The organism is Pseudomonadota bacterium (assembly GCA_026388275.1).
GTDB lineage: Bacteria > Desulfobacterota > Syntrophorhabdia > Syntrophorhabdales > Syntrophorhabdaceae > JAPLKB01.
In genome coordinates this window covers 1-25,194 of record JAPLKB010000035.1, presented here as the reverse complement: position 1 = coordinate 25,194, position 25,194 = coordinate 1, and the positions used below count along the sequence as shown (strand labels likewise).

Annotated in this window: 27 protein-coding genes and 1 tRNA gene; 15 read left to right on the top strand and 13 right to left on the bottom strand. The window is 41.9% G+C overall.

Going from position 1 to position 25,194, the window contains the following annotated elements; genetic code table 11:
• Positions 1-46 precede the first annotated feature (46 nt).
• The 3 genes from NT010_09760 to NT010_09750 form a co-directional block, all read right to left on the bottom strand.
• Entirely contained in the window at positions 47-883 is an 837-nt protein-coding gene (locus NT010_09760) for a fructose-bisphosphate aldolase (protein ID MCX5806333.1), read from the bottom strand.
• 179 nt (positions 884-1,062) lie between these two features.
• Positions 1,063-1,572 (bottom strand): putative metallopeptidase, encoded by a 510-nt coding sequence (locus tag NT010_09755; GenBank protein MCX5806332.1) that lies wholly within the window; start codon positions 1,570-1,572, stop codon positions 1,063-1,065.
• Positions 1,573-1,617: 45 nt separating this feature from the next.
• Positions 1,618-2,547 (bottom strand): bifunctional riboflavin kinase/FAD synthetase, encoded by a 930-nt coding sequence (locus NT010_09750; GenBank protein ID MCX5806331.1) that lies wholly within the window; start codon positions 2,545-2,547, stop codon positions 1,618-1,620.
• 51 nt (positions 2,548-2,598) lie between these two features.
• Between NT010_09750 and NT010_09745 the strand changes: the two genes are divergently transcribed.
• A tRNA-Leu gene (locus NT010_09745) sits at positions 2,599-2,683 on the top strand.
• Positions 2,684-2,685: 2 nt separating this feature from the next.
• Here the strand turns inward: NT010_09745 and nudC are convergent.
• Entirely contained in the window at positions 2,686-3,516 is an 831-nt protein-coding gene (gene nudC, locus NT010_09740; protein ID MCX5806330.1) for an NAD(+) diphosphatase, read from the bottom strand.
• Positions 3,517-3,695: 179 nt separating this feature from the next.
• Between nudC and NT010_09735 the strand changes: the two genes are divergently transcribed.
• From NT010_09735 to NT010_09710, 6 genes are all read left to right on the top strand, one after another.
• Positions 3,696-5,234, top strand: coding sequence for a PAS domain-containing protein (locus NT010_09735; GenBank protein ID MCX5806329.1), 1,539 nt, complete (start codon positions 3,696-3,698; stop codon positions 5,232-5,234).
• 73 nt (positions 5,235-5,307) lie between these two features.
• Positions 5,308-6,513 (top strand): histidine kinase, encoded by a 1,206-nt coding sequence (locus tag NT010_09730; GenBank protein ID MCX5806328.1) that lies wholly within the window; start codon positions 5,308-5,310, stop codon positions 6,511-6,513.
• A 1-nt stretch (position 6,514) separates the two neighbouring features.
• Entirely contained in the window at positions 6,515-7,189 is a 675-nt protein-coding gene (locus tag NT010_09725) for a response regulator transcription factor (GenBank protein ID MCX5806327.1), read from the top strand.
• Positions 7,190-7,337: 148 nt separating this feature from the next.
• Complete coding sequence (locus NT010_09720; protein ID MCX5806326.1) at positions 7,338-7,556, top strand: hypothetical protein; 219 nt, start codon at positions 7,338-7,340, stop codon at positions 7,554-7,556.
• 61 nt (positions 7,557-7,617) lie between these two features.
• A complete protein-coding gene (gdhA, locus tag NT010_09715; protein ID MCX5806325.1) occupies positions 7,618-8,973 on the top strand; it encodes an NADP-specific glutamate dehydrogenase in 1,356 nt (451 codons plus the stop codon).
• A 1-nt stretch (position 8,974) separates the two neighbouring features.
• Entirely contained in the window at positions 8,975-9,967 is a 993-nt protein-coding gene (locus NT010_09710) for an NrpR regulatory domain-containing protein (GenBank protein ID MCX5806324.1), read from the top strand.
• Positions 9,968-10,414: 447 nt separating this feature from the next.
• Here NT010_09710 and NT010_09705 read toward each other — a convergent pair whose 3' ends face one another.
• The 4 genes from NT010_09705 to NT010_09690 all read right to left on the bottom strand — a co-directional run bounded on the left by NT010_09705 (position 10,415) and on the right by NT010_09690 (position 14,508).
• Positions 10,415-10,921, bottom strand: a complete 507-nt coding sequence (locus tag NT010_09705) for a hypothetical protein (GenBank protein MCX5806323.1) — start codon at positions 10,919-10,921, stop codon at positions 10,415-10,417.
• A gap of 397 nt (positions 10,922-11,318) precedes the next feature.
• Positions 11,319-11,558, bottom strand: coding sequence for a 4-oxalocrotonate tautomerase (locus NT010_09700; GenBank protein MCX5806322.1), 240 nt, complete (start codon positions 11,556-11,558; stop codon positions 11,319-11,321).
• A gap of 569 nt (positions 11,559-12,127) precedes the next feature.
• Complete coding sequence (locus NT010_09695; GenBank protein MCX5806321.1) at positions 12,128-14,224, bottom strand: glutamine synthetase III; 2,097 nt, start codon at positions 14,222-14,224, stop codon at positions 12,128-12,130.
• 29 nt (positions 14,225-14,253) lie between these two features.
• The gene (locus tag NT010_09690) at positions 14,254-14,508 is read right to left on the bottom strand and encodes a hypothetical protein (GenBank protein MCX5806320.1); all 255 of its coding nucleotides are present in this window, start codon (positions 14,506-14,508) and stop codon (positions 14,254-14,256) included.
• Between the two features lie 261 nt (positions 14,509-14,769).
• Between NT010_09690 and NT010_09685 the strand changes: the two genes are divergently transcribed.
• From NT010_09685 to NT010_09675, 3 genes are all read left to right on the top strand, one after another.
• Positions 14,770-14,928: a hypothetical protein gene (locus NT010_09685; protein ID MCX5806319.1), complete on the top strand. Its 159-nt coding sequence runs from the start codon at positions 14,770-14,772 to the stop codon at positions 14,926-14,928.
• Positions 14,929-14,960: 32 nt separating this feature from the next.
• Entirely contained in the window at positions 14,961-15,428 is a 468-nt protein-coding gene (locus NT010_09680; protein MCX5806318.1) for a thioesterase family protein, read from the top strand.
• A gap of 100 nt (positions 15,429-15,528) precedes the next feature.
• Positions 15,529-16,440, top strand: a complete 912-nt coding sequence (locus tag NT010_09675; protein ID MCX5806317.1) for an MBL fold metallo-hydrolase — start codon at positions 15,529-15,531, stop codon at positions 16,438-16,440.
• A gap of 26 nt (positions 16,441-16,466) precedes the next feature.
• Here NT010_09675 and NT010_09670 read toward each other — a convergent pair whose 3' ends face one another.
• The 4 genes from NT010_09670 to NT010_09655 all read right to left on the bottom strand — a co-directional run bounded on the left by NT010_09670 (position 16,467) and on the right by NT010_09655 (position 20,338).
• Positions 16,467-17,195, bottom strand: a complete 729-nt coding sequence (locus tag NT010_09670; GenBank protein ID MCX5806316.1) for a class I SAM-dependent methyltransferase — start codon at positions 17,193-17,195, stop codon at positions 16,467-16,469.
• A gap of 14 nt (positions 17,196-17,209) precedes the next feature.
• A complete protein-coding gene (locus tag NT010_09665) occupies positions 17,210-17,746 on the bottom strand; it encodes a hypothetical protein (protein ID MCX5806315.1) in 537 nt (178 codons plus the stop codon).
• A gap of 415 nt (positions 17,747-18,161) precedes the next feature.
• Positions 18,162-19,598 carry a 4-hydroxybutyryl-CoA dehydratase gene (locus NT010_09660; GenBank protein ID MCX5806314.1) on the bottom strand — a complete coding sequence of 479 codons (1,437 nt, stop codon included), beginning with the start codon at positions 19,596-19,598 and terminating at the stop codon, positions 18,162-18,164.
• Between the two features lie 50 nt (positions 19,599-19,648).
• The gene (locus NT010_09655) at positions 19,649-20,338 is read right to left on the bottom strand and encodes a GntR family transcriptional regulator (GenBank protein MCX5806313.1); all 690 of its coding nucleotides are present in this window, start codon (positions 20,336-20,338) and stop codon (positions 19,649-19,651) included.
• A 324-nt stretch (positions 20,339-20,662) separates the two neighbouring features.
• Between NT010_09655 and NT010_09650 the strand changes: the two genes are divergently transcribed.
• Positions 20,663-21,802 (top strand): acetate--CoA ligase family protein, encoded by a 1,140-nt coding sequence (locus tag NT010_09650; GenBank protein MCX5806312.1) that lies wholly within the window; start codon positions 20,663-20,665, stop codon positions 21,800-21,802.
• A 79-nt stretch (positions 21,803-21,881) separates the two neighbouring features.
• Positions 21,882-22,754, top strand: a complete 873-nt coding sequence (gene sucD, locus NT010_09645; protein ID MCX5806311.1) for a succinate--CoA ligase subunit alpha — start codon at positions 21,882-21,884, stop codon at positions 22,752-22,754.
• A 110-nt stretch (positions 22,755-22,864) separates the two neighbouring features.
• Here the strand turns inward: sucD and NT010_09640 are convergent, their stop codons facing one another.
• On the bottom strand, positions 22,865-23,197 hold the full coding sequence (locus NT010_09640; GenBank protein ID MCX5806310.1) for a DUF4404 family protein: 333 nt from the start codon (positions 23,195-23,197) through the stop codon (positions 22,865-22,867).
• A 248-nt stretch (positions 23,198-23,445) separates the two neighbouring features.
• Here NT010_09640 and NT010_09635 point away from each other — a divergent pair, with 248 nt between their 5' ends.
• The 3 genes from NT010_09635 to NT010_09625 form a co-directional block, all read left to right on the top strand.
• A complete protein-coding gene (locus tag NT010_09635) occupies positions 23,446-24,099 on the top strand; it encodes a nitroreductase (GenBank protein MCX5806309.1) in 654 nt (217 codons plus the stop codon).
• A 208-nt stretch (positions 24,100-24,307) separates the two neighbouring features.
• Complete coding sequence (locus NT010_09630; protein ID MCX5806308.1) at positions 24,308-24,589, top strand: hypothetical protein; 282 nt, start codon at positions 24,308-24,310, stop codon at positions 24,587-24,589.
• Positions 24,546-25,194 (top strand): hypothetical protein (locus tag NT010_09625; GenBank protein ID MCX5806307.1); only part of this gene is annotated, 649 nt, incomplete at its 3' end. The genes NT010_09630 and NT010_09625, both read left to right, overlap by 44 nt.

Here is a 25,194-nt window from a genome sequence, read left to right as displayed (position 1 = left end):
AACGGGTCAATACGTTTAAAGGCATCCTTCTTTTCAACTTGCATCATCAGCCTGCAATCATTTTCTTAATTTTCCCGGAAATCTCCACTGCTTCTTTTAGCGGCCTCTGCCATATATTTCTCCCGAAAATAAGCCCTGAAGCTCCAGCCTTAAGGCACACCTCGGCTTTCTGGATAAGGTCTTTATCGGAGACCATTTCTCCTCCTGCAAAGATCACAGGCACACCTCCGGTACTTGCGATAATCTGCTTTATTGCATCCTCCAGCCCTATATTATAGCTTCTATAGGGTTCCGGTATCTTATCATTCTTTTTCAGGGAAGGCACATTCAGTTTTACCATGTCTGCTCCGAGTTCTGCAGCAACACGGCCTGCATATTCTATGGCGTAAAGGCTGTCCTTGCCGCCTTTTTCTTTAATGTCTTCGCCCCTCGGGTAAGACCAGACAATTACCGGTAACCCATGCTTATGGGCCTCTTCTCTTATTTCGGAAAATTGTTCAATATCCTCGTCCTGCCTTGCTGAGCCGACATAGAGGGTGTAGCCTACTGCTATTGCTGAAAGAGAGAGCGCATCGTCAATGCTTGCTGTGAGGGGGGAAAGCGGTTCGTCATCAGGGGGAATCTCCGTCTTGCCGTTCACCTTTAGTATGAGCGGTACCTCACCATATATGTCCTTAAAGTATCTCCTTGCGTTTCCTATATGCATAACAACCGCATTGTATTTTGCTTTTTTTGCAATTTCTATGATATGCATCGGATCTCGTGCAAATGTAGCCTGGAAAAAATCTCTCGGACCATGCTCAAGCCCTTGGTCATAAGGCAATATCAGGGTTTTTCCGTTTGTTTGAAACAACCTGTTTAATTTCACCTCTTTCGGTTCCATCCGCCCTCCTTTTTAATATTTACTGTGATGTAAGAAAATAATTATATCATCTCGCAATGATAAAGGGAAAAAGATTTCGCTTTAGATTAGAACATTAAAATCCCCGAAAAAGACAGACAAAGATTTAGTGTCCATCCGTAAACCCCGGATTAGAAATTAAATGTTTTTTGAATAGGAAATTAACTTAGCCCTGTCCCTATCTTTTTCTTCTTTTTATCCAAACGGGCTTCTTTCTGCTGTTCATAGATATCGTCTACGAGCGTGGAAAGTCTTTCCCGCCAACGCGGATCATCTTTGTTGTATTCTATCTCTTCATAGAAATCAGATATGGTGTGATCCTGGAGTTTAAATGGATTCGACTCGGCCTCAAGGTCAAAGACCGTATGCCTTAACTCATGCCGGATCAGCCTTTCTTTATCGGCCTTTGTAATATTGTCCCAGCACAATTTGTCCAGGGTTATAATGTAATCATATCCTTCAACTGCCCCGGCCTCGTCGATTGTCAGATGTCTTAAAAGATCATTTGTTTTCATGATCCTGCCAAGGATCATCATCCCTCCAGATTTTCTTTTCTTTAGATCAAAGAGCACTTTGATCTGAGCATTTTTCAACTCCGGGAAATACTGAGCCTTTATTTCCCTCAACATTGTCACTGCCTCATCGTTCACTTCCTCGTATCTCAGCCCCATTAAACTGCCTCCTGTAATTAAAAGTATTAAATTTTACCCAAAACGTTATTGTCCAGCCTTTTCAAAATATGATCTGGCTGCATGCACATCCATACCAATCCTGCACTTCAACTCATCGGCATTGTTAAACTTTATCTCATCTCTGATCCGTTCATGAAAATACAGAGAAACTTCCATTCCATAAAGGTTATCAGAAAAATCCAATATAAATGTTTCAATAGATTTGTCCCGGTTATTAAAGGTAGGATTGTATCCAATGTTTGTCACCGACCGGTATCTCTTATTACCTACCTCGACTTCGCTGATATAGACCCCGTTTTTCGGGATAACCTCAAATTCGGTCTCAATATTTATGGTAGGGAAACCGATGCCGCCTCCCCTCCCGTACCCTTTTAGCACCCGACCCTCTATTACATAAGGTCTACCGAGAAAAAACTCAGCCTTTTTGACATTACCTGACATAATGTGTTTTCTTATCCTGTTGCTCCCTACCTTTTCGTTGTTAAAGGTAATAGCCTCCACTGCTTCAAAGAAAAAGCCATATTGGTCAGACAGGTGTTTGAGGATATGTGTATCTCCTTTGCCCCCTTTCCCGAACTTGAAATCATAACCTACCACCAAGCCCTTTATGCCCAGCTTGCCGATCAATATATCTTTCACAAATGCCTCGGGTTCTGTCAGACGGAATTCATCTGTAAACGGCAATAAGAGCAACACGTCGATGCCGTTTTCCTCGATGAGCCTTTTTCGAATATTAATCGGTGTGATGAGGCCAAGATGATTATCAGGTCTTAAAACGCTTAACGGATGGGGATTAAATGTCATGAGCATTGACGTGCCGGATATCTCTGCGGCACGCGCTATTACCCTTTCAATGATTTGTTTGTGACCAAGATGTATCCCGTCATAGTTTCCTATCGTAAGAACAGGATTCGGAAAACTATCAAAATTATTGAGAGATTCAAAAGTTTTCATACACTCCTCTTGACATATGTATCATATCCATATAAGTTAAATAATCATTGTGCCGAAGTGGCGGAATTGGTAGACGCGCTAGATTCAGGGTCTAGTAGGCTGTAAGTCTGTGTGGGTTCGAGTCCCGTCTTCGGCATTTTAATTTTTTATATGTCTGGCAGTAAACCAGTCAATTAATTTCCTCGCAATGCTTATGCTTCCAGGTATTTCAGGGAGATTGCCAGCCTTAAACCATCCCGCGTTAACTATTTCTTCTCCGTCGACTTTTATATCGCCCCCTGCATACCTTGCAGTAAAGGCTATCATCAGGGAATCAGGAAAGGGCCATGGTTGACTTCCGAAGTAATTTATATCATTAACATCAATACCGACCTCTTCTTTTATTTCACGCTTTACTGTCTCTTCAAGTGTTTCACCGGGTTCAACAAAACCGGCAAGCACGCTGTATAAGTTATCCTGAAAACGCTTGGCACGTGCAAGCAATATCATATCTTCATGTTCAACAAGGACGATAACAGCTGGTGAAATCCTGGGAAACATGATAAAACCGCATTCAGGACATTCTTTGGCCCGTATATCTTCTCTGTTTGTTGTTTGTGATCCGCATTTTCCGCAGAATTGATGTGTCCTATCCCAATCCACTATCTGAACTGCTCTGATAGCCACTTTATACAGACTTTGTTCCAGATGTCCATATAGTTTCCACAGGCCTTCCAAAGTGGTCCCTTCAGGGGCTTCACAGATGTCCGGCAATTCTGCAGAAAAACAATCACGTCCGTCAAGAATTCCCAAGTAATGATGCCGTATCATTGATAATCCAAGCTCATCAGGTGATTTCAACAGAGGTAAAGATGCAGTATTCCCGACAACTCTGACGAGCATCCTGTGTCCTTTAAATATAAACCACCAGGCAGCAGAATTAGTCTGTTTTTGAGGCAGGTTTATAGAAGGGATGAAATCTTCTGACATGCTGAAAAAAATACTTCTTATGACAGGCAAAGTCAAGGGCTATGGACATGTTATGATCCATTAGCTGTTAATGAAGAATGAGATACGACAGGAGATTTTTAATAAAAAGAATCACAAACTGCCACTTAATAAAATTCATTCCTTTGACGATAAATCAAATAAGACTGGATAAAAATTAAATGGAATGGTACGCAAAAAACATATTAAAAAAGGATAACAGCAAGACAAAAAGAGAATTCATAGAGGAATTATCAGGAGCCAACAATAGTGTGGCTGAAGCGGAAAAACTTAAAGAACCGATTGTAAAAAACAACATTATACAGATTCAAAATCGGAAGAATGATTCGTTAAACCTGAATCAAGCAAATTTTCTTGAGGCAATAACTGATAATATTCCAGGTTTGATCTGGGCGAAAGGCTTAAACGGCAAGCTTTTATTTGCAAATAAAGAAATGTATGACACCTTTTTGAAATATAAAAACCAGGAAAATATTACAAGTAAAACGGATTTACATTTTTCGCCTAATAGAGGCGAGACAAGACACTATTATGATTTCATAAAAGCTCATTCCAATGACAATGCGGTTGTCAAAAAAACAAGCGAACAATTTAAATTTAACGATATCAGATACGTAAACGGAAGCCGTATTCTTGAGGTTTACAAATCGCCTTTGCACGACAATGTCGGAAATATAATAGGAACGGTTGGGTACAGTAAAGATATAACCGAAAACATGCAGGCAGAGGAAGCGCTGCACAAATATGAATTCATGGCAAATGCGTCAAATGATTTTATGACATTGATAAACACAGATTATGTATATGAGGCTATTAATGATGCGTATTGCAAAAAATGGAATAAAAAACGTGAAGATATTATAAACTATAAGGTTGAAGACATCTGGGGCAGCGAAACATTTAAGAAAAATATAAAGCCTAAATTAGACCAATGTTTTTCGGGCAAAAAAGTGTATTATGAAGAGTCTTTTGCTTTTCATAATAATGAAATACGTTCTTTTGAAGTAACATATTATCCATACTTTGATAACAATGGAAATATAACTCATGTCGCTGTAATAACCCACGATATTTCCGAACGTAAAAAAGTGGAGGTAAAGCTCAAACAAAGCCTTGACATGTTACAGAACATGATGGACTGTACCATACACGCTCTTGCCTCAACAATTGAAAGAAGGGACCCTTATACTGCGGGACATCAGCATCGCGTAACCAGCCTTGCTTGTGCTATCGCGAAAGAAATGCGTCTGGATGAAGACAGGGCGAGGTCTGTTTACATTGCAAGTATGCTTCACGATATTGGGAAAATTCAGGTTCCTTCCGATATCCTTAGCAAACCAGGCAAGATCAGTATACATGAATTTAATATAATCAAAGAGCATCCGCAAATTGCCTACGACATACTAAAAGAAATCGTATTTGAACATCCTGTTGCCGATATAGTACTCCAGCATCACGAGAGGATAGACGGTTCCGGCTATCCAAAGGGATTAAAGGGGGATGAGATTGCAATCGAGGCAAAAATTATTGCTGTTTCGGATGTAGTTGAATCAATGGCTTCCCACAGGCCATACAGACCTGCGCTTGGTATTGATAAAGCGCTTGAAGAAGTAACCACAAACAGCGGCATCTTATATGATGCGGATGTTGTTGAGGCATGCGTCAGGCTTTTTAATGGAAAAGATTTCAAATTTAATTAAACTGTTAGCGTGATATCTGCAAAATCAGTATACACGCTTTTGTTTTGGCCTTAATTGTGGTATATGTTTTAACATGCCAGTATTTAAAGGAAAAATTGCTTCAGCCAGTGATACCGCCAGTAAAAAAGCACGTACTATAAAAGCAAATAAAGACACAGTTTTAAAAAAGCTCACCCTTCTGCATAAACAGATTGCTCAATTAAAGGCATCCGAACGGAAAAATAAACAGATAAAAGAAATGCTGCAGAAGAAGACGCATGCCCTGGGGGAAAGGGTTAAAGAATTGAATTGCCTCTATACCATTTCTAATCTCGTTGAAAAATACCCCATTTCCCTTGACAGAATCCTCAGAGGCATTGTGGATACTATCCCACCTGCCTGGCAGTATCCTGAGATTACCTGTGCAAGAATCAGCATCGGCCAGCAGATTTCTTTAACGGCAAACTTTACAGAAACGCCATGGAAACAATCCTCTGATATAATTGTACATACGGTAAAAGAAGGCTCTCTGGATGTGTATTACCTTGAAGACAGACCAAAATGCGGTGAAGGGCCATTCCTCAAAGAGGAAAGGAACCTCATAAATGCTATAGCAAAGCGCATTGGAGAAATTATTGAAAGAAAACGTCTTGAAAAGCAGGTTCTTGAAATCAGTGAACGTGAACAACAGCGGATAGGACAGGACCTGCATGATAGTTTATGTCAGCAGCTTGCAGGCGTTGCCTTTCTTGGTAAGGTCTTACAACAGAAGATGAAGAAAAAATCTTTTGCAGAGGCAAGGAGCGCCGGCGAGATGGTGTCGCTGATTGACGAGGCTATTACACAGACAAAAGGAATTGCACGTGGGCTATACCCGGTTAGACTCGAAGCAAATGGTCTTATGTCAGCGCTTTCCGAGCTTTCGCGGAATATGAAAAAGATGTTCAATATAACATGCAATGTTGAATATGATAAACCTGTACTTTTTTATGATAACTTTGTTGCCATCCATATTTACAGGATTATCCAGGAGGCAGTTAATAATGCCGTTAAGCACGGAAAGGCAACAAAAATTGTAATCAAATTCGCTAATTATAATGGGGTATCAGTTCTTACAATTAAAAACAATGGTCGAAGCTCCCATAATATTACAGAAGAAAACATGGGTATGGGTATCAGTATTATGAAACACCGGGCGAATATGATAGGGGCATCCCTTGATATTAAAAAATCTTCGGAAGGCGGTACTCTTGTCACTTGTTCGTTCGAAAACAAACAAAGGGATGAGGGAACAGGTTAGCATGAACAAAAAACAGAATAACTCCATAAAACTCAAGCGAAAAATATTTATTGTAGATGATCATCCTATTGTACGCAAAGGCCTTTCTCAGATGATCAATCAGGAAGCAGACCTGGTGGTTTGCGGTGAGGCAGACAGTGCACAGCATGCCCTTGAATCCTTGAAAAAGTCTCAACCGGACTTAATGATTGTCGATATTTCCTTACAGGGGATTGATGGTATAGAGTTAATCAAACTCATTAAAGCACGTTACGGCAATCTGCCTGTGCTGGTTGTGTCCATGCACGATGAGTCCCTGTATGCAGAACGTGCTTTGCGGGTAGGCGCAAAAGGCTATATTATGAAACAGGAAGCAATAGAAAAAATGATGGAGGCTATCCGCAGGGTTTTACGGGGAGAATTGTATATCAGCGAAGGGGTAAGTGCAAATATCGTAAAAAGATTTATTGACGGCAAGGCTGAAACGACCCAATCTGCAATAGAAATCCTGAGCGACCGCGAACTTGAAGTATTTCAATTAATCGGGCAAGGTGTGGGAACGCGCCAAATAGCGGATAATCTGCATGTTAGCATAAAAACGGTCGAATCTTACCGTGCAAACATAAAAGAAAAATTAAAGTTGAAAAACGCAACTGAGCTGATGAAACATGCCGTACATTGGGTAGAAAGCAGATAACATTGAATCCATACCAACAATAGGGAAATCCCCTATATAAATAATAGTAATAAACCTTATCTAAAATATAGCTTAAGCCTGATTGAACAAGGTGGGTCTTTTAGGTTTTATATAAACTATAAGTTTACACTTTGTGTTGAGGCGGTGCATGGAAGTATCAAACAAGATCACAGTATTCAATACATTCGGAAAGACTCTGCATAATACCTTAAACGATGATGTATTTGAGAAACCGGTAAGCATTGAGGAAGACGAAGCGCTTGACGGAAAGGCAAGGGATGTCCTTAATGATTGGAAGAAATGCGGGAAATTGATCATGGAGCTGTTGAAATTCGAGATAAAATGCACCCGTTGCGCAACTGTTTGAATAGAATGTGCCATCAGAGCTGTGAAGAAAATATGAAAAATAAATAAAGAGGAGGATTAAAATGTCTGCTGTCAATGATGCACTTCAAAAAGTAAGAAGAGAAGACCCGAATCAACCGGAGTTTCAACAAGCTGTAAAGGAGGTCATGGAGTCTCTTGAACCTACTGAGAGCAAACACCCGGAATTTGTAAAGGCAAAGATATATGAACGCATTGTCGAACCGGATAGAACGATGATCTTCAGGGTTCCCTGGGTTGACGATAAGGGCGAAGTTCAGGTAAACAGAGGATTCAGGATCCAGTTTAATAATGCCATCGGACCTTACAAGGGCGGGCTGAGATTCCACCCGTCTGTAAATCTCAGTATTTTAAAATTTCTCGGTTTCGAGCAGATTTTTAAAAACTCTCTTACTACCCTTCCTATGGGCGGTGCCAAAGGTGGCTCTGACTTTGACCCGAAGGGAAAATCCGATAATGAAGTCATGAGATTCTGCCATGCCTTCATGAGGGAACTTTTCAGGCACATTGGCCCGGAAAGAGATGTACCTGCCGGAGATATCGGTGTAGGCGGCCGGGAAATAGGTTATTTGTTCGGTTATTACAAAAAGATTGTGAATGAGCATACCGGTGTACTTACCGGAAAGGGCCTTGAATACGGCGGCAGCTTGATAAGGCCTGAAGCTACAGGATACGGCGCAGTATATTTTGCAGCCGAGATGCTGGCAACAAGGGGCATGGATTTCAAAGGAAAGGTTGTCGCTGTGAGCGGCGCAGGGAATGTGTCACAGTACGCTGTTGAAAAGGTCAATCAACTTGGGGGCAAAGTGATTACACTCTGCGATTCCAATGCTACAATAGTTGATGATGGAGGTATTTGTGGTGAAAAATTTGATTATGTCATGGAATTGAAGAATGTGAAAAGAGGAAGGATCAAAGAGTATGCAGATAAGTTTGGAACAGTATGCTATATGGGAGACAATGTCTGGGATGTGATAAGGGAGCAGGGAATCAAAGTAGACGTAGCCCTGCCTTGTGCTACTCAGAATGAACTTGGCGGTAAAAATGCGGAAGCCCTTGTAAAGAACGGATGTATCTGTGTTGCAGAAGGTGCTAATATGCCTTCAACCCCGGAGGCCGTCAAGGTATTTCAGGAAAACAACGTGCTCTTCGGACCCGGTAAAGCAGCCAATGCCGGAGGCGTGTCCGTTTCAGGCCTTGAGATGAGCCAGAATAGCCTCAAGCTTTCATGGTCGAAAGAAGAAGTCGACAAAATGCTGCTGGATATTATGAAAAGTATACACAAGTCATGTATTGAGGCCGGGGAAGCATATGGCAAAAAAGGAGATTATGTTGCCGGCGCAAATATTGCCGGATTTCTAAAAGTTGCCAAGGCAATGCTCGCATACGGGATTGTTTAATATGAACAAAGTAATGTATACCATTCTCAGAGTTCTGGACAGGCAGCAAAATATCATGGGTTCGACAGAACTCGCAAGAGAATTGCTGCCTCATGGGATTGAACTTTCCGAGAGGACGGTACGTCATTACCTTAAGATGCTTGACGATAACGGATTAACCTTTGTTCAGGGCAAGAGGGGAAGGACTATTACTGAAAAAGGAAGGTCAGAGCTGAACAATTCCTTTGTGTCTGAACGGGTCAATTTTGTTATCAGTAAGATGGACAGTCTTTCCTATTTAACAGATTTTAACATAGACGCCATGAAAGGGAATATAATACTTAATATATCCTTTTTCCCTGAAAAGAAACTGAGAGACGCACTAAGGGTAATGACAGAAGTCTTTAATTCACCGTATGTTATGTGTAATAAAATTATTATGGCAAAGAATGGGGAAAGGATTGGAGATGTTATTATTCCTGAAGGCACAATAGGCATTGGGACAGTCTGCAGTATAACATTAAATGGTATATTCCTTAAGGCCGGTATACCGGTTGCCTCTAAATATGGCGGTGTGATTGAAATTCAGGAAGGAATACCCAAGAGGTTTGTTTCACTGATCAGTTATGAGGGGTCTTCTCTGGACCCGCTTGAGATTTTTATCCGAAGCAGAATGACCGATATAACCGGGGTTATCAAACAAAATACCGGAAAGATACTTGCAAGTTTCCGGGAAATACCTGTTGTCAGCGTAAATGAGGCAGAAAGCTTAAGCAATAAGATGGTAAGAAAAGGTATTGGAGGAAAAATCCTCTTTGGTAAGCCGAATCAGCCCTTACTGGACATCCCGGTAGGGGCTGATAAAGTCGGTATGATAGCGGTAGGCGGTCTTAATCCTATCGCTGCCGCAGAGGAGTCCGGGATACACACGGAAAGTATGGCAATGTCCACCCTTTTCGAGTATTCAAAACTATTGAGTTTTAATGATGCAGTAAGCTCTATTTTATATCAGTAATTCCACTTCCAAATCAAAGCGTTATCATCGTTGGCTTCGTCATCAACTCCTCTATTACTGGGGCTCACGTCGCCCCCTCCAGCGACCCACTCACAGGGTGGGTCCCCCGGCCGTCGGAGCCTCCCCCTCTCGTTCACCATGTGAGCTATGTAGCTCTTTGACTCTTTGTACGCCTATGTCCGGGTACCAGCTTGCAGGTGTTCCCTTGCCGCCTTGATTGCCCCGCAAATTACCGCGGGGTAGTTCATTTCATCTTTGATTTAGAATCGGAATTATGCCCTGCCTGCTTGTGGCGGGTGAGTTCATTCTGTCGCGTTTTTCTTTTTGTTGTAATTTTAAGAAGGTGTGAAAAAAACAGATTTACTCCTTAGCTTACAGAAAATCTGGACTGCTGTTTTACAGGAGTGATGCCTGAAATTGAATTTTTCACACCTTCTCGGGTACAACCTAATCCCAGAATTTCCACCAGGGTTTTTTTACTTGTACTGTCTTGCTTTGCAGCAACGCCAATTCGGTCTTTAATTCCGGAGAAATATCCGCCGGTATACTTGCAGGCATATATCCCCAATCGGATTTTTTGCAGCGGTCATGGAATGCACGACTCCATGTATTCTGGACAAACCTGCCAACGGAGTCAATTGTTCCTGTTTCTGCAAAAGATTCTGAGTCCAGTTGAGGGCTTAACATGAAACGCCGGTCTATTGAAGCAAGTCCATTTTCAGCAGCAACTGAGAAGACATCCTTGACAGCCTCAACATTCAGTTTATCGCCGAAAATAGCGATACAGAATTCACGCTTGCCGCCCTTCAGTGTTTCAGAGGTATCTCCTGCATGCAACGTACAACCTACAATTTTCTCGGGACGAAGATTTTGCATAAAAATATCCCACGATTTTGCTCCATAGAAACCCCCACCTAATGCATAAATATCGAAAACAACACCCACACCCTTCATAAAAGCCTCCTTTTATTTACCTAACAATTAATATGCTGCATTAATATGCCGCAATTAATATGCTTGCTGCAGATAGGAAAATACAGAGGTAATCCATTGAGTAGAAAAAAAGACAATATACGAAGCTTTTCTTCAGCAATAAAGCCGTAAAAGGCATTATTGCATACCCTCGCCGATCCCCCAAATATGAGACATTTAAATTAACCAGCCCTTTTTGTTTCTATTCTCCTTTAAACTAAATAAAAATGCAACTATTTTTTACTGGAGTTTGCTGGCTTTTTTTAAAGCAAGTATGAAAAGCACTCTTTTACTGCCCCTACCGCAAGGTTTTCATGCCTCCTCTTCTCATTTATAATGCCTGCTTAATGGATTTTAATATGAACCAGTGCGTTATTTATTATTTGTCCAATAATAGCATGCCCGCTATTGCGTAATTATGTTTTGCCATGTCCTGTAGGATAATTTTCACAGTATCCGGTTCTACACCAAGACTTTTTACTACAACATCAGTTATTCCTGCCACGAGTTTTCTCTTCTGCTCTACTGTCCTTCCCTCAATTAAGTTGACTTGAATTATAGGCATATAACCTCCTTTTTTAAATGTGCCCCTAAAGGCTTCAAAAAACTCTCTCCAAATAACCGGCAGTTTAACAGAAGGTTTTTGAAGGAAAGCTCGCCGGGGTCAAGCTCATTTCTTAAAAAATCAAGATTCCTTATAGGACATCGACCGAATAGAAGAGAAAACAATATTCAATAATATTTTCTTTACAAAACCGATATTTTCCCTGTCATATCCGTCTTTTTTCTTCCATTTTCCTGTTATTTAAACTTGCTGTCAAGAAATATTTGCGAATAGTGTTTTGCATTGCCGGAAGTAAAACAAAATAGTTGTCTATATATTAATCGGACAGGTCTTCTTGCACAGCCTAAAATCCTTTGCACTTTAGCCCGGATATGTCATTGGCAACACCGATATTTATATTAATGGAAAATATGGGTTTAACTTTTCTTGCTTTCCAGGAACTGTATAATTTTTTGCAAGAACTTAAAATAAAGAACGATTGATAAAATGGAATAGGAACTCCATTCCGACAGTTCTGTCAGATGATAGTTCACCCCAGGCAAAGCTGGGGTGAACTATGTTAATTACTTAAAAGATGCTTGAATATGCTAACCGCAGTGCGCCTCTATTACAGATAACTGTTTTTACAGTTTAAACAGAAGATCCGTATAACTTGGCACAGGCCACATATCATTAGGAACGATCATTTCCATACTATCTATATCTATGCGCAGGTCCTGCATTGCAGGAATAACGTTGTCGCGATAGCTTTCAGCCTTTTTAACGACATCATCTTTGTTTTGAGCCTTCTTCACTCCAATTTCAAGTCTTGACAGATTCTTATAGGATGACACGAGCAGGGTGCTGAGTTTCCCGAGAATGTCTTCCTGAACAGAAGCCGGAATAGATACAGACTTAAAACTGGCGATAGAGTTAGCCAGAAAAGTTGCATATTCTGTTGCTGCCGGAATAAACTGCCTCTTAACCATATCTATTGCTGTCAGAGCTTCGATATTAATCTGTTTTGCGTAGATATCGACATAGATGTCATAACGTGAATGCAGTTCTTTATGCGACAGGACTTCATATTTTTCAAAAAGTTTAAGGGCTTTGTCCGTAACAAAAGCCTTTAATGCATCAACAGAGTTTGTGACATTGGGCAAGCCCCTCTTTTTGGCTTCTTTTACCCAGTCTTCTGCATAATTGTTCCCATTGAAGATGACCCGACCGTGCTTCTTATAGATTTCCCTGATGATTGCCGCTGCTTCAGCATTCTTGTCTTTAGCTTTTTCCAGACGGGTTGCTATTTCGTCGAGAGCTTCCGCTGCTATTGTGTTTAATGCCACATTGGGCCCTGCAATAGACTGCGACGAGCCAACCGTTCTGAATTCGAACTTATTGCCGGTAAAGGCAAAGGGAGAGGTTCTGTTGCGGTCTGTATTATCCTTGGGGAACATAGGAAGTGTATCCACGCCGACGTTTACAAATTGCGCATCTTTGGTGGAGATCTTTTCGCCTTTTGCGATTTTTTCCAGAATCTCCGTCAATTCTTCGCCCATAAATATGGATATGATGGCCGGGGGAGCCTCATTGGCTCCCAGGCGATGATCGTTTCCGGCATGTGCGCAGGTAGCCCGCAGTATATCGGCATGGATATCGACAGCTTTAATTAATGAGCTTAAAAATAACAAAAACTGAACATTTTCACCTGGTGTATTGCCTGGTTCCAACAAGTTGATGCCGTCATTTGTCGAAAGTGACCAGTTATTGTGCTTGCCTGAACCGTTAATACCGGCATAGGGTTTTTCATGAAGCAGGCATATCAGGTCGTGACGTAAGGCAACCTTTTGCATTGTTTCCATTACAAGCTGGTTGTGGTCGGTTGCGATGTTTGTTGTGGTAAAAAGAGGAGCCATTTCATACTGAGCAGGAGCAACCTCGTTGTGCTGAGTCTTAGATGTAATGCCCATCTTCCATAGCTCTGTGTTAAGGTCCTTCATATAATCGGATACCCTGTCTTTAATTGCGCCGAAATACTGATCTTCAAGTTCCTGGCCTTTAGGTGCGGGAGCGCCGAATATTGTTCTGCCGGCTAACATCAGATCAATCCGCTCCTGATATAATTTTTTATCAACCAGGAAATATTCCTGTTCAGGGCCTACGGTGGAGGTTACTCTTGTTGACGTAATATTGCCCAACGCCTTTAGAGCTCTCAGTGCCTGTTTTGAGACAGCTTTCATGGAACGCAGCAGAGGAGTCTTTTTATCAAGGGCTTCGCCATAATAGGAATAGAAGGCTGTAGGAATTGTAAGGGTAACATTGCCGCTTTCATCTTCTTTTAAAAATGCAGGTGAGGTGCAATCCCAAGCAGTATAACCTCTTGCCTCAAATGTGGTGCGAAGTCCGCCGCTCGGAAAGGATGATGCATCCGGTTCACCCTGGATCAATTGCTTGCCGGAAAATTCCATAATCCCGCTGCCATCGTCTGCCGGGGATATGAAGGAATCATGTTTTTCGGCTGTTATCCCGGTTAAGGGCTGGAACCAATGTGTATAATGGGTTGCACCTTTCTCAATAGCCCAATCCTTCATGGCATTTGCAACCACATCAGCAACTTCGGGTTGCAAAGGAACGTCTTTTTCAATCGTTTCCTTCAGATTTTTGTAGACTTGTTTGGGCAGTCGCTCTTTCATGACCTTATCATTAAAAACGTTAGATCCGAATATTTCTGTAAGCTCCACAATTTCCTCCTTTTGTAGAATATAACACCCTATGGGCGGTATCCTTCGCAATATTGATTTATATAATCAAGGTAACAGCGTAATAAATGAAATTTATCCCTTAATTCAACAGCATTGTGATTTATCTCCCACAATGTCTCCATGTGATCCAGAACCCTTTGCGTGCTCAATATAAGACCTTCCAATTCTTCCCCGCCAGATTCTTCCTGAATCTTCTCCCATTTCAGAGGCATAGCTGACGTGCATGCAGTCTTTAAAGCTATTGTATTATTTATTGATTCCATATGCTACCTCCAATACGGAGTTATTAAACTGTTTTATGTAGTCCGAACCTTGACATTTTGAACAGCAATGTTCTATTTTTCTGAAAAAGCCCTCGGAGATCAATGAGGACAAAGAATCCACACTCCTATGTGCAGACCTGCTGATAGTAAAATTACAAGTAAAAAATGACCTCTTTTTGTTAACCTCCAAGTGCATGGATTACTTACCTGACCTGTCCCGCCCCCAAAAAATAGGTCCGGAAGTTGAGTCTTGCTGTATAAGTGCTTGAACGCACCACAAAATCAGCAAGTTTTCCAAGAGACGAACTGCTGGTCAGGGATATGCTGTTTGTTGCAGAAAAAGAGAAAAAGCCCGTTGGAATGGACATTGACAGTTATCCTGACCGGTTTTATAATGGTGATATAGCAGGACCAGATTAAACTACTAATTAGCTTTCTATCAAGGAGAGGCAATGCACAACTCTGTAAACGATGAAGAGCTTCTTTCAGTCATCAATGAAATGTTCAGCGAGAAAATTCCATTTAACAAACTTCTGGGCATTAAAATTGAATTGATAAGCTACGAGCGCGTAAAGGTACTGTTTCATATGCGGGACGAATTAATGGGACATTATTCACGCCGGATGCTGCATGGAGGAGTTATATCATCTGTTATTGATGTTACAGGCGGCCTGTCGGCGTTTATGAGTATTCAGGAAAAGATGGCGGATGAGACTTTAGAAACAAGGCTTAAGAGATTTGGCAGGGTGAGCACTATTGATTTGCGTGTTGATTTTTTGCGCCCCGGGATTGGTAAGTGGTTTGTTGCTACTGCCTATACTTTGAGAACGGGAAATAAGGTTGCTGTTACAAGAATTGAACTGAACAATGATCAAAACGAGATCATCGCCGTTGGCACAGGCTCATATACTGTAGCATAGCCGTGAAAACCTCATAGCAATATCGGGTTTATCTTGTGACGGCACTTATCCTGATGGAAAATATGTGATAAGTAGAAATTGGACAAAGGAGGAATAATCTATGAAACGTTCATTGATACACATAGTCTTAGTTATTTTTTTCCTGTGTTTTGTTTCACCGGTTATAGCCCGGCAGGTTTCAAAACAGGCACAACCCTCAAGACAGGAAATTCAGTCCGTTTCCATTCAGAATATAAAGGGCAATATCTACCAGGTAAAAGGCGGGAGTGGCGCCAACACCGGTTTTTTCATAGGCAAGAAAGAAGTTGTGGTTGTAGATTCCAAAATGACAGAAGATGCAGCCAAACAAATGATATGGGCTATCAGGAAAATGACTTCCAATCCTATTGTGCACATCATCATCACACATAGTGATCGTGACCATGTAAACGGTCTTGTTGGCTTCCCGCAAGGATTAACCATTATCTCCCATGAGAATACGCGTATACACATGGATAAGGCCTTTCAGTCAGCAAGGGAACGGACATATCTTCCCGATATCACCTTCTCTGATAAGCTTAGCCTATATTGCACCGATGATATAAAGAACAAGCGCATTGATCTTATTTATTTCGGCCCTGCACATACCGACGGAGATATCATTGTGTATTTCCCTGATGAAAAAGTAGCTTTTATCGGCGACCTTATATTCATAGACAGAGATCAACTGATTCACCTTCACAAAAACGGAAGCTCATACGGACTTGTTAAGGTTCTCAAATCCATATTGAACCTTGATGCTGAAGTGTTTATAAACGGGCATGGAGACCCGGCATCAAGAAAAGACATTCAGAATCATATTCAAGGCATAGAAGATAAACAAGCCAGAATTAAGGAACTGATGAAGGAGGGTAAAAACCTCGATGTAATCAAAAAAATATACAATATCGATAATAAACCTGCACAGCCCGGAGCTATGGTCTGGCCGAGCATGGTTGAAACCATCTATCTTGAACTAAGCAAGCAGAGATAACATTAATCCGAAATGATTTAGAGGAATCATGAAGCTTCCGCAACAAGAGGAAGACTATCTTCTTTCAACTTTCTCTTGTCAAAATCACCATAATATGAAATATCGGTAAAGCCTGCCTTTTTCAATACCATATCAAGCTCATGTTTTCTTAAAGGATATAGAAGGATTGTATTTTCTATGATTCTATTCGATTCTTTAATGGTTAATACAGTTTTGAACTCAATAAGATTATTTATATCATTGTATTTGTAGTATCGCTCAAAGGTAATGATGTTATTCTCTATCAGCGGCAGAGATTTTATATTATGATCCAGAATGTGGTCATAGTTGAGTATCTGGAGAAGGAATCTGCCGTTATCTTTTAATATACTCTTTATCTGTTTGCAGAACGACTCTATCTCTGAAAGACCGGTTAAATGGACGAGTGTATTGCCGAAACAGAGAACTGCGTCGAATGCAGGCATGATGAAATAATTTGCGATCTCTCTCATATCCAAACGGTTAAAGATAACAGGGTGTTCTTTGTCTATTTTCTCTCCGGCCTTATGGAGCATCTTTGCATCATAATCTATGCCAATAGCGTGAAAACCAATCTGAGCCAGAGCTATCGCAAGATCACCTGTGCCGCATCCAGCATCCAATACTGTTTTTGTCCGATACGGTTCTTCAACGCAGCTTTTTACGAAGTCAATATGAGCCTTGTTGAAAGGGAAGATCAGATCATAGTAATCTGCTATTTCTTCATAAAAAGACATTTGTTCTCCTCCGGTTAAGTAAGTTGTTTTTTCAGGTACTGAAGCACTTCTGTCAGGTTGTCGAATAAAGTATAATCTTCACGTTCATTCCACGGCATCCTTAATCCAACCCCTATGATACCGGCCTTTGCCGCTTTCTCAAGAGTTATCGGACTATCATCAACAATGGCCCGGCATTCATTGAAGAGGATTGTCTTATCGTAACTTATATGGAGTTCATCAAATATGAGATTATATTGATTTAGCCATCTTGCGGTAACATCAAATGTACCTTTTTCCCTGTGGCTTGCTATAATAACATAGAAGCCATTCTCTTTTAATGATGATAGAAATGATTCTGCCTGTGGATAGGGAGGAAACCGATCCTGATCCATGTGGATGTCTCTGATAATGCTGTAAAATTGTTTTGGAGAGATATAAGCTTTCCAGAAGTCAAAGGTGTGCCACCCCTCAGGAGGGGTAAAGTCAGGACTAACCTTCTTAATTCGTTCATAGAAAACAGAAGCAAAGTCCCATAAAGTGTTATCAATATCGATGATTATCTTTTTCATAGGGTCTTATTATATACCAATATAGATTCTGTTGCTAAATAGATATATTTTTTCTACAAGGACACAACAACTTATAAAAAAGAGGCCACGGTACCTTTGCAGATACCGTGGCGGGCTGGGTGGCAATTCTTTATTGGGGGGGGAAGTGCCGGAACCAGCCTGATATATTATATAACATTAGAAGAAATGATGTTATATTTTTTTGGACTTTTTTTCCGGGAATGACCAAGCCTGTTACTTAACAAAAGAACAGGAAAGTTGGCACGAAGATGAAAGGAGAAGATGAAAAGTAGGCGAACCAGGTTACTTTTCAGAAAAATATTGCCGACGCCTTTATTTATAAATAGAGAAGATATACCTTGAAAATTAAAAAGGGCGGCTGAAAAAGCCGCCCTTTTTATATAAAACGTTTATATCAGTCTTTAATCCCTGCCAGTCTTTTGGCAGCCTTTTTCTTGCTCTGAATATCTGTTTCACGGAAGATGGTTACGCGATGAGCCTCCGGTGAACCGCCGCCGTGTATGTCGGAAATAGTATCAGCGCTTTCCATGGCCATCTTTTCCACCAGCCTGTACATCTTTACGCGATTTTCAACAGGAACACTGTCAACACCCTTCAAATATTTTTTCAAAAGACCGCCGATTTCAGGATTAGCAAAATCTCTGTCTGAAGGCAAATCTGCCACAAAACCGCCGGCGGCATCTATCATCAGCCTGGTAGCTTCAGCCATTTCTTTGCCCTCGTGGATTTTAGAGGCATTGGCAAGGACGGTATCTATAAAGTATGCGCCCGAGGGCTGTTTTTTTCCTTCATATGAAGAAGCGAGGCAGCAGGCATACAGGGTCTCCGCTCTGTGGATCATATCGATAACCTTCTGTTTCAGATGGCCGGCCTTTGCGGTTCCGTTATAATCCATCATGGTAAGGGCAGCGCCGGTCATGCAGTCAATTTTGCCGGATTTGCATCCGCCATGACTCTGACGATGGAAAGAAGAAAATTTTACGACCATATCCTGTGCGAATTCTGTTTCGCCGCACATAAATACACGATCCCAGGGTACGAAAACGTCGTCAAAGATGAGGGTAGGGCAGTATTTCGAATAATAGACATTGCCGATATCGCATCCGTCCAGTTCACGCATATCAAGTGTAGATCTGCCGACGACATGTATCAGCCCTTTTGTGTCGGAAGGTATGGCAAAAGCTACGGAGTAATCTTTGTCTTCCTTCCCCATTGCCCTCGTGGGGATAACAATAATTTCATGGGAGGAAAGAGAACCGGTCTGATGTGCCTTTGCGCCGCGTACGACGATGCCGTCGTCCCGTTTTTCAACAACGCGGAGAAACATATCTTTATCGACCTGCTCGCTGGGGTTAAGGGAGCGGTCACCTTTAACGTCAGTAACACCTGCATTTCCGGTAAGATCGTTTTTCTGCATGTGTTTCAGGAATTCGGTAAAGTTTTTATTATAGTTGGTGCCGTACTTTTGATCAATGTCATAAGTTACAATGGCAAGGGTGGATAGACAGTCAAGACCTGTGCACCGTTGATGGCATGTCCCCACGTAATTGGCTATTTTTCTATTAACCTTTACTCTTGCAACCAGGTCTTCTACACTGGCCGGGGGTAGTGTAAAACGGCTTACAGTCTCATTGATAAGAGGGCTCATGGTAGTCATAAGATCACGGTTTTCAGGCATATTTGCCAGTTCATAGGTTGCTCCGGTTGCCTCGATACCGGCACGCAAACGGGCATTGTCTACGATATTGGTCAGGCGTTCTCCGAACATATATGCTGTGGGTTTTAAAGCCCGTATCGATTCGATATACTCCTCTTTTGTTTTTAGACCCATAGTGTGTACCTCCTTAATTTAAAATATTTAGAATAAAATTTTCGTGCGTTTCAGAAAACGGATTTTTCCTGTTCTGCCAGCATTTTTTTAACGCTCGACAATACCTGAATCTTCACATTGGTAAGGTGATTTTTGAGCACTGTCTGGGCTCTTTCGAGGCTTCGTAACGCAACAGCATCGTATATTTCCTGATGCGCCTGATCGGTGGACGTAAGTGATGACATGGGAAAGTAGTTGCCGCCGTATTTGAGGAACAACATATCGAAAACATTCTGCAGTATCCGAATCTGGGTCCCTTTTCCTGAAAGAGAAGCGAGCGTCATGTGAAATTCCCTGTTCTTGAAAAGCCGTTCCTTTAAATAGAATTCCCTTTCCGCGGAAAGATGTGCCTCCAACGCTGTTTTGAGTTCTGTGATACCCTTTTTGTCAATATGCTGTATAGTAATAGGCACCAGAGACGGTTCGATAAGTTCACGGAGCTCGTAGAGCTCTTCTATTTCGTTGAGGCTGAAAGGTGCCATTGAATAGCCCCGGTTCGGTTCGTGGTGCACAAAACCCTCCAATTCGAGCCATTTAAGTGCCTGAATAATTGGAGTTGGGCTCAATTCCAGCTTTTCGGCAAGATCGCGATAGGCTATCCTTTGACCCGGTACAAGTTCTTTCGTGTAGAGCATGTGCCGGATTCCATGGTAGGCGATGAGGCTGCTGTCTTCCTGCTGTTTTGTATTTTCTTTTTTCATTTTCTTTACCATGAAAAATTGTACATCAATTAAATTAAATTTGCAATTAAATTTTTACAAATAATAAATTTAATTTATCATGATTTTGTATGTATTTGTTTGGAATACTTTTTTGGTTTCAGGAAAAGCATTTATACAAGGCGTTAATTGTTATATGATTTTCCTTTTTAGCGATAGCATACTAATTCAAAATACAATTAAATATATAATCATTTTCATTGACTTCTTAAGACTGCAATTTTATACTAACATGTTGTCAGAATATAAAATAATATATGCTGACAGTTATAAAACTAATTATAATTTAAAGGAATGTGAATAATTATGAGACTTCATGAATATGAGGCATTAGACATTTTTGAACAAAACGGTATTCCTGTTCCGCGACGAGGCGTTGCCGGGAGCATGCACGAAGCCCTCCATGTGGCTGGAGAAATAGGGTATCCTGTTATGTTGAAGGCCCAGGTGCTTGTAGGCGGACGTGGACTTGCCGGGGGAATCAGGACTGCATCAACGCCGGATGAATTGAAAGAAATGGCCGATGCCCTGCTCAGCTCAGATATCAAAGGGCTGCCTGTTCGCAAGATCCTTGTCTGTGAGAAGGTGGAGATTGCAAAAGAGTTGTATCTGGGTATTACCATAGATGGTTATTCAGGTAAGCCTGTTATTGTAGTCAGCACTGAAGGCGGTATGCTTATTGAAGAGACAGCAAGAACGTCGCCGGAAAAGATTGCGGCAATCCATATAGATCCCTCTTTCGGATATTACCCTTACCAATCCCGCACCCTCCTGAGGATGCTTGGCCTGAAACAGCAGCTTATTACCGCATGGACGGACGTAATCAATCAGTTGTATAATGTGGCATTACGCTATGAGTCGCTTATTACTGAGGTAAACCCTCTTGTTGTACTTCCAAACGGGGGATTGATCGCTGTTGATGCCGTTCTTGAAGTAGATGATTCAGCATTGTCAAGGATTCGCTTTCCTTTACCGGATCGTGTTGATCGGATTGAGAATCCGCTTGAGCGCAGAGGCAGGGAGATCGGAGTTACATACGTTGATCTTGACGGGGATATCGGGCTTATTTCTTCAGGAGCAGGCCTTGGCATGGCCTCTATGGATATTATCGGTGAGAAGATGAGACCGTCCAATTTCCTTGAAACTGGAGGCGGTATTACTGCTGATTTGCTTTACCGGTGTATGGATCTTATTATGATGAAGCCCGGACTCAGGGCAATATTCATCAATGTCTATGGTGGAATAAACCCGATACACGAAGGTGCTAAGGGTGTAGTCCGCTATATTCAGGAACACAATGTTAAAATTCCAATTGTTGCCAAAGCTCTCGGGAACCGTCAGGAAGAGACATGGGAAATATTCCGTTCGGGCGGTGTGCATGTCGTCACAGAGGTGGCAACCGAAAGGGCTATTGACAAACTCTATGAGCTGGTCGGGGGCAATTGATGGAATTTTCTTTTCGCCGTACAGGTTCCAGTATGTTTTTTCAAATATTAAAAGATAAAAGTTAAATAGAGGTCTACCCATGAGTATATTAATGAATAATTCTACCCGTGTTATTGTGCAGGGCATTACAGGACGTATCGGAAGCGCTCAGACTCATTGGATGCTCGAATACGGAACAAAGGTTGTCGGCGGCGTCACCCCCGGTAAAGGAGGGTCCACCGTTGAAGGCCTACCGGTCTTTGACAGTGTTGAGGAAGCGGTTAGGATGACAGGAGCCAATGCATCGGTCTTTTTTGTCCCCGCAGCTTTTGTCCTCGATGCTTTTCTGGAAACCATCGATGCAGGGATTAAACTCATTGTAATTGTCCCTGAGTATATCCCGGTAAAGGATGTAATAATAATGCGGAACTATGCTATCGAAAAGGGTGTATTTGCCCTTGGACCCACAACTCCGGGCATTCTTGTTCCGGGAAAAGGTAAGATGGGAATTATGCCTGCTTCATTGTTTGCACCTGGTCGTGTTGGAATTATTTCCCGCAGCGGTACACTTTCTTATGAATTTGCGGGCATTCTCTCTGAAAGCCATGTCGGTCAGAGTACTGTTGTTGGCATGGGCGCCGATCCGGTTGTTCTGAGGAATCTTGCCGATATCCTTGAACTCTTTCAGGAAGATGAAGGTACTGATGGAGTTATTGTTGTCGGGGAGGTTGGCGGAGAACAGGAGGAAAAGGCTGCCGGGTTTATCTCAAGAAGAATGACAAAACCGGTTGCTGCTTATATCGCAGGCCGTTACTCTCCTCAAGGCAAACGTATGGGACATGCAGGCGCTATTGTCAGAGGTTCGTCAGGAACAGTAGACGGCAAGCACGAAGCGTTACGTGCAGCCGGGGCAGCAATCCTCGAAAGCCCCGTACATGTTGCACAGTGGGCAAAAGAACACAATTTAAAATAAGTTTTAAAAAACAACATATTTTAAGCGGCATTCCAGCGTTTAAAGATATACGTCCAGGGTAATATAGATACTGAAGAGTAGAGCTTTTAAACAAAAAACATTCAAAAGCTCTAAATACCCATGTTGGCCAGTATATGGGAGATCTTGTTTACAGTTTCTACAAGCGTCGGGTGTGTGTTTTCAAGTTCGTCAATTGATGAAGTCAGGCCTGTAAGTGATAATTCTATGAGATTTGGATTCTTTTTTTGCCTTGTTACCTCGTGGGCGGAGACCTTGGCAAAACCTGTGATGCTTTCGGCATGTTCTGCGTTGGTTTTGGAAAGCTCCAGGACCTCGGATTTCAGGATTGATAATAATTCCAACAAATCTTCCCGGTCTTTTTCTCCTATTGATACGGCATTTTTAATGTTTGTTTCGATACTGGTAATGGTTTTTTCCAACATGTCTTATTCCTCTCTTAAATGTTACTTGCCATAATTATTCTAACATTAGTTATCCAACCATTCAAGATACCTTTTTAAAAACTCTTGAACTGTGAACCGTTAACAAAATATGGTATGTTATCTCATATATTTTATATCAATTCGGATTCATACATAGCACCCAGAGGGTACCCGGGCGATGACGACGAGCCGACGCAGGCCTGCTAACAGTACGTGAAGGCGGATTGATATTACATGGAGGTATGAGCATGGAATTAATACAGGCAATCAAGGGAAGAAAAAGCATTCGGGCTTTTAATCCGGATATCGTTCCGAGAGAAAAGATAGAAGAGATATTAAACATCGTGATTAACGCTCCTTCCGCAATCAACCTGCAGCCCTGGGAGTTTATTGTTGTCATGGGTGAAGAAAAGGCAAGGCTAAGCAGGAAGCTTATTAAGGCATACAGGGAAAAACAGATATCCTGCAGCCCGGGAAACGTAAAACCCCTGGCTGATACGTTCAGCAAGAGAGGAGTTGAGTCCTTTGAACTTATGAACCCCTATCTTGAACAGATGGGTCAGGATTTTAACCGTTTTGTCAACGAGGGGAGTTGTAATTTTTATGGTGCTCCTGTTGCTGTCATACTCTGTCTCGACAATGCTTTTTCCAAGGCGCGCCTTGTAGACATGGGCATTGCCCTGGGATATTTTACACTTGTTGCATATGATCTCGGTTTTAACACCTGTCCTATCGGTCTTATTAGTGCCTATGAAGACGAAATAAAAGAAGTCCTGGATATAGCGGAAAACAAGGATGTAGTTATAGGTGTTGCCCTTGGTTATCCTGACCAAAACAGCCCTGTTAATAATTTCAAATCGCCCAGAGAGGGCCTGGAAAACTTTGTCAGATGGGTTGAATAGACCCAATAGCTCCGGCATGGCCTTGATGATGATAAAATGCAGCAGAAGCTGCCGAAGGTTTTGCTGAGGTTTACGATCATAAGCGGGACAGCTCAATTCTTTCATGGAAGAGTTTTCTTGGCATAAGCATTGCAGATAATACTTAGAGGCTATAAATAATCATAATGAAAAAATACGGTTTGAAACTGCTGATTGGAGGATGCACCTGATGAAAAGAATGATGATTCCCCTTGCATTAACCTTACTAACATTAACCTTACTAACGGGATGTGTAGTTGTTCCTATGGCACCTGGTGGTTCTGTCTATAGCCCACCGCTGCCACCGCCGCTCGCATTTCAGGCACCTCCGGTTGTGATAGTGATACCTGATACGGACAATGTGTATGTTGTTCCTGATATAAGTGCTGACCTGTTTTTCTGGAATGGTTTCTGGTGGCGTCTAAATAATGGTTTTTGGTATCGCTCACAATATACATCGGTGGAATTATGAACGGATTCCTAACCTGGAACTTCAGCAGAATTGGAAAAGCTGGCAAGATAATCGTTATTGGGAAAGCAAAAAACGCTGGGGAGTAGAGAACTATCAGCCTCGACCCCAACAACAAAGGCAGGAGCTGAGACGTCAAAGAGAAGAACAGTATCAAAAAAAGCATCAGGGTCAGCCGCCGCAAGATCAGCCGATTCAGGTCCATGATCCCAAGAAACCACCTCAAGGTCAGCAACCTCAGGGAACACCTCAGGTCCAGCCGCCGCAAGGTCAGCAACCTAAAGGAGCGCCTTATGTCCAGCCGCCGCCTCCGCCGCTCGCATTTCAGGCACCTCCGGTTGTGATAGTGATACCTGATACGGACAATGTGTATGTTGTTCCTGATATAAGCGCTGACCTGTTTTTCTGGAATGGTTTCTGGTGGCGTCTAAATAATGGTTTTTGGTATCGCTCACAATATTATGACAGGGGCTGGGGTTATTATAACAATGTTCCAACTTTCTATCATGATGTAGACCTTGGTTGGAGAGGATACTACAAAAACAAGAATTGGAACGGACATCGGTGGAATTATGAACGGATTCCTAACCTGGAACTTCAGCAGAATT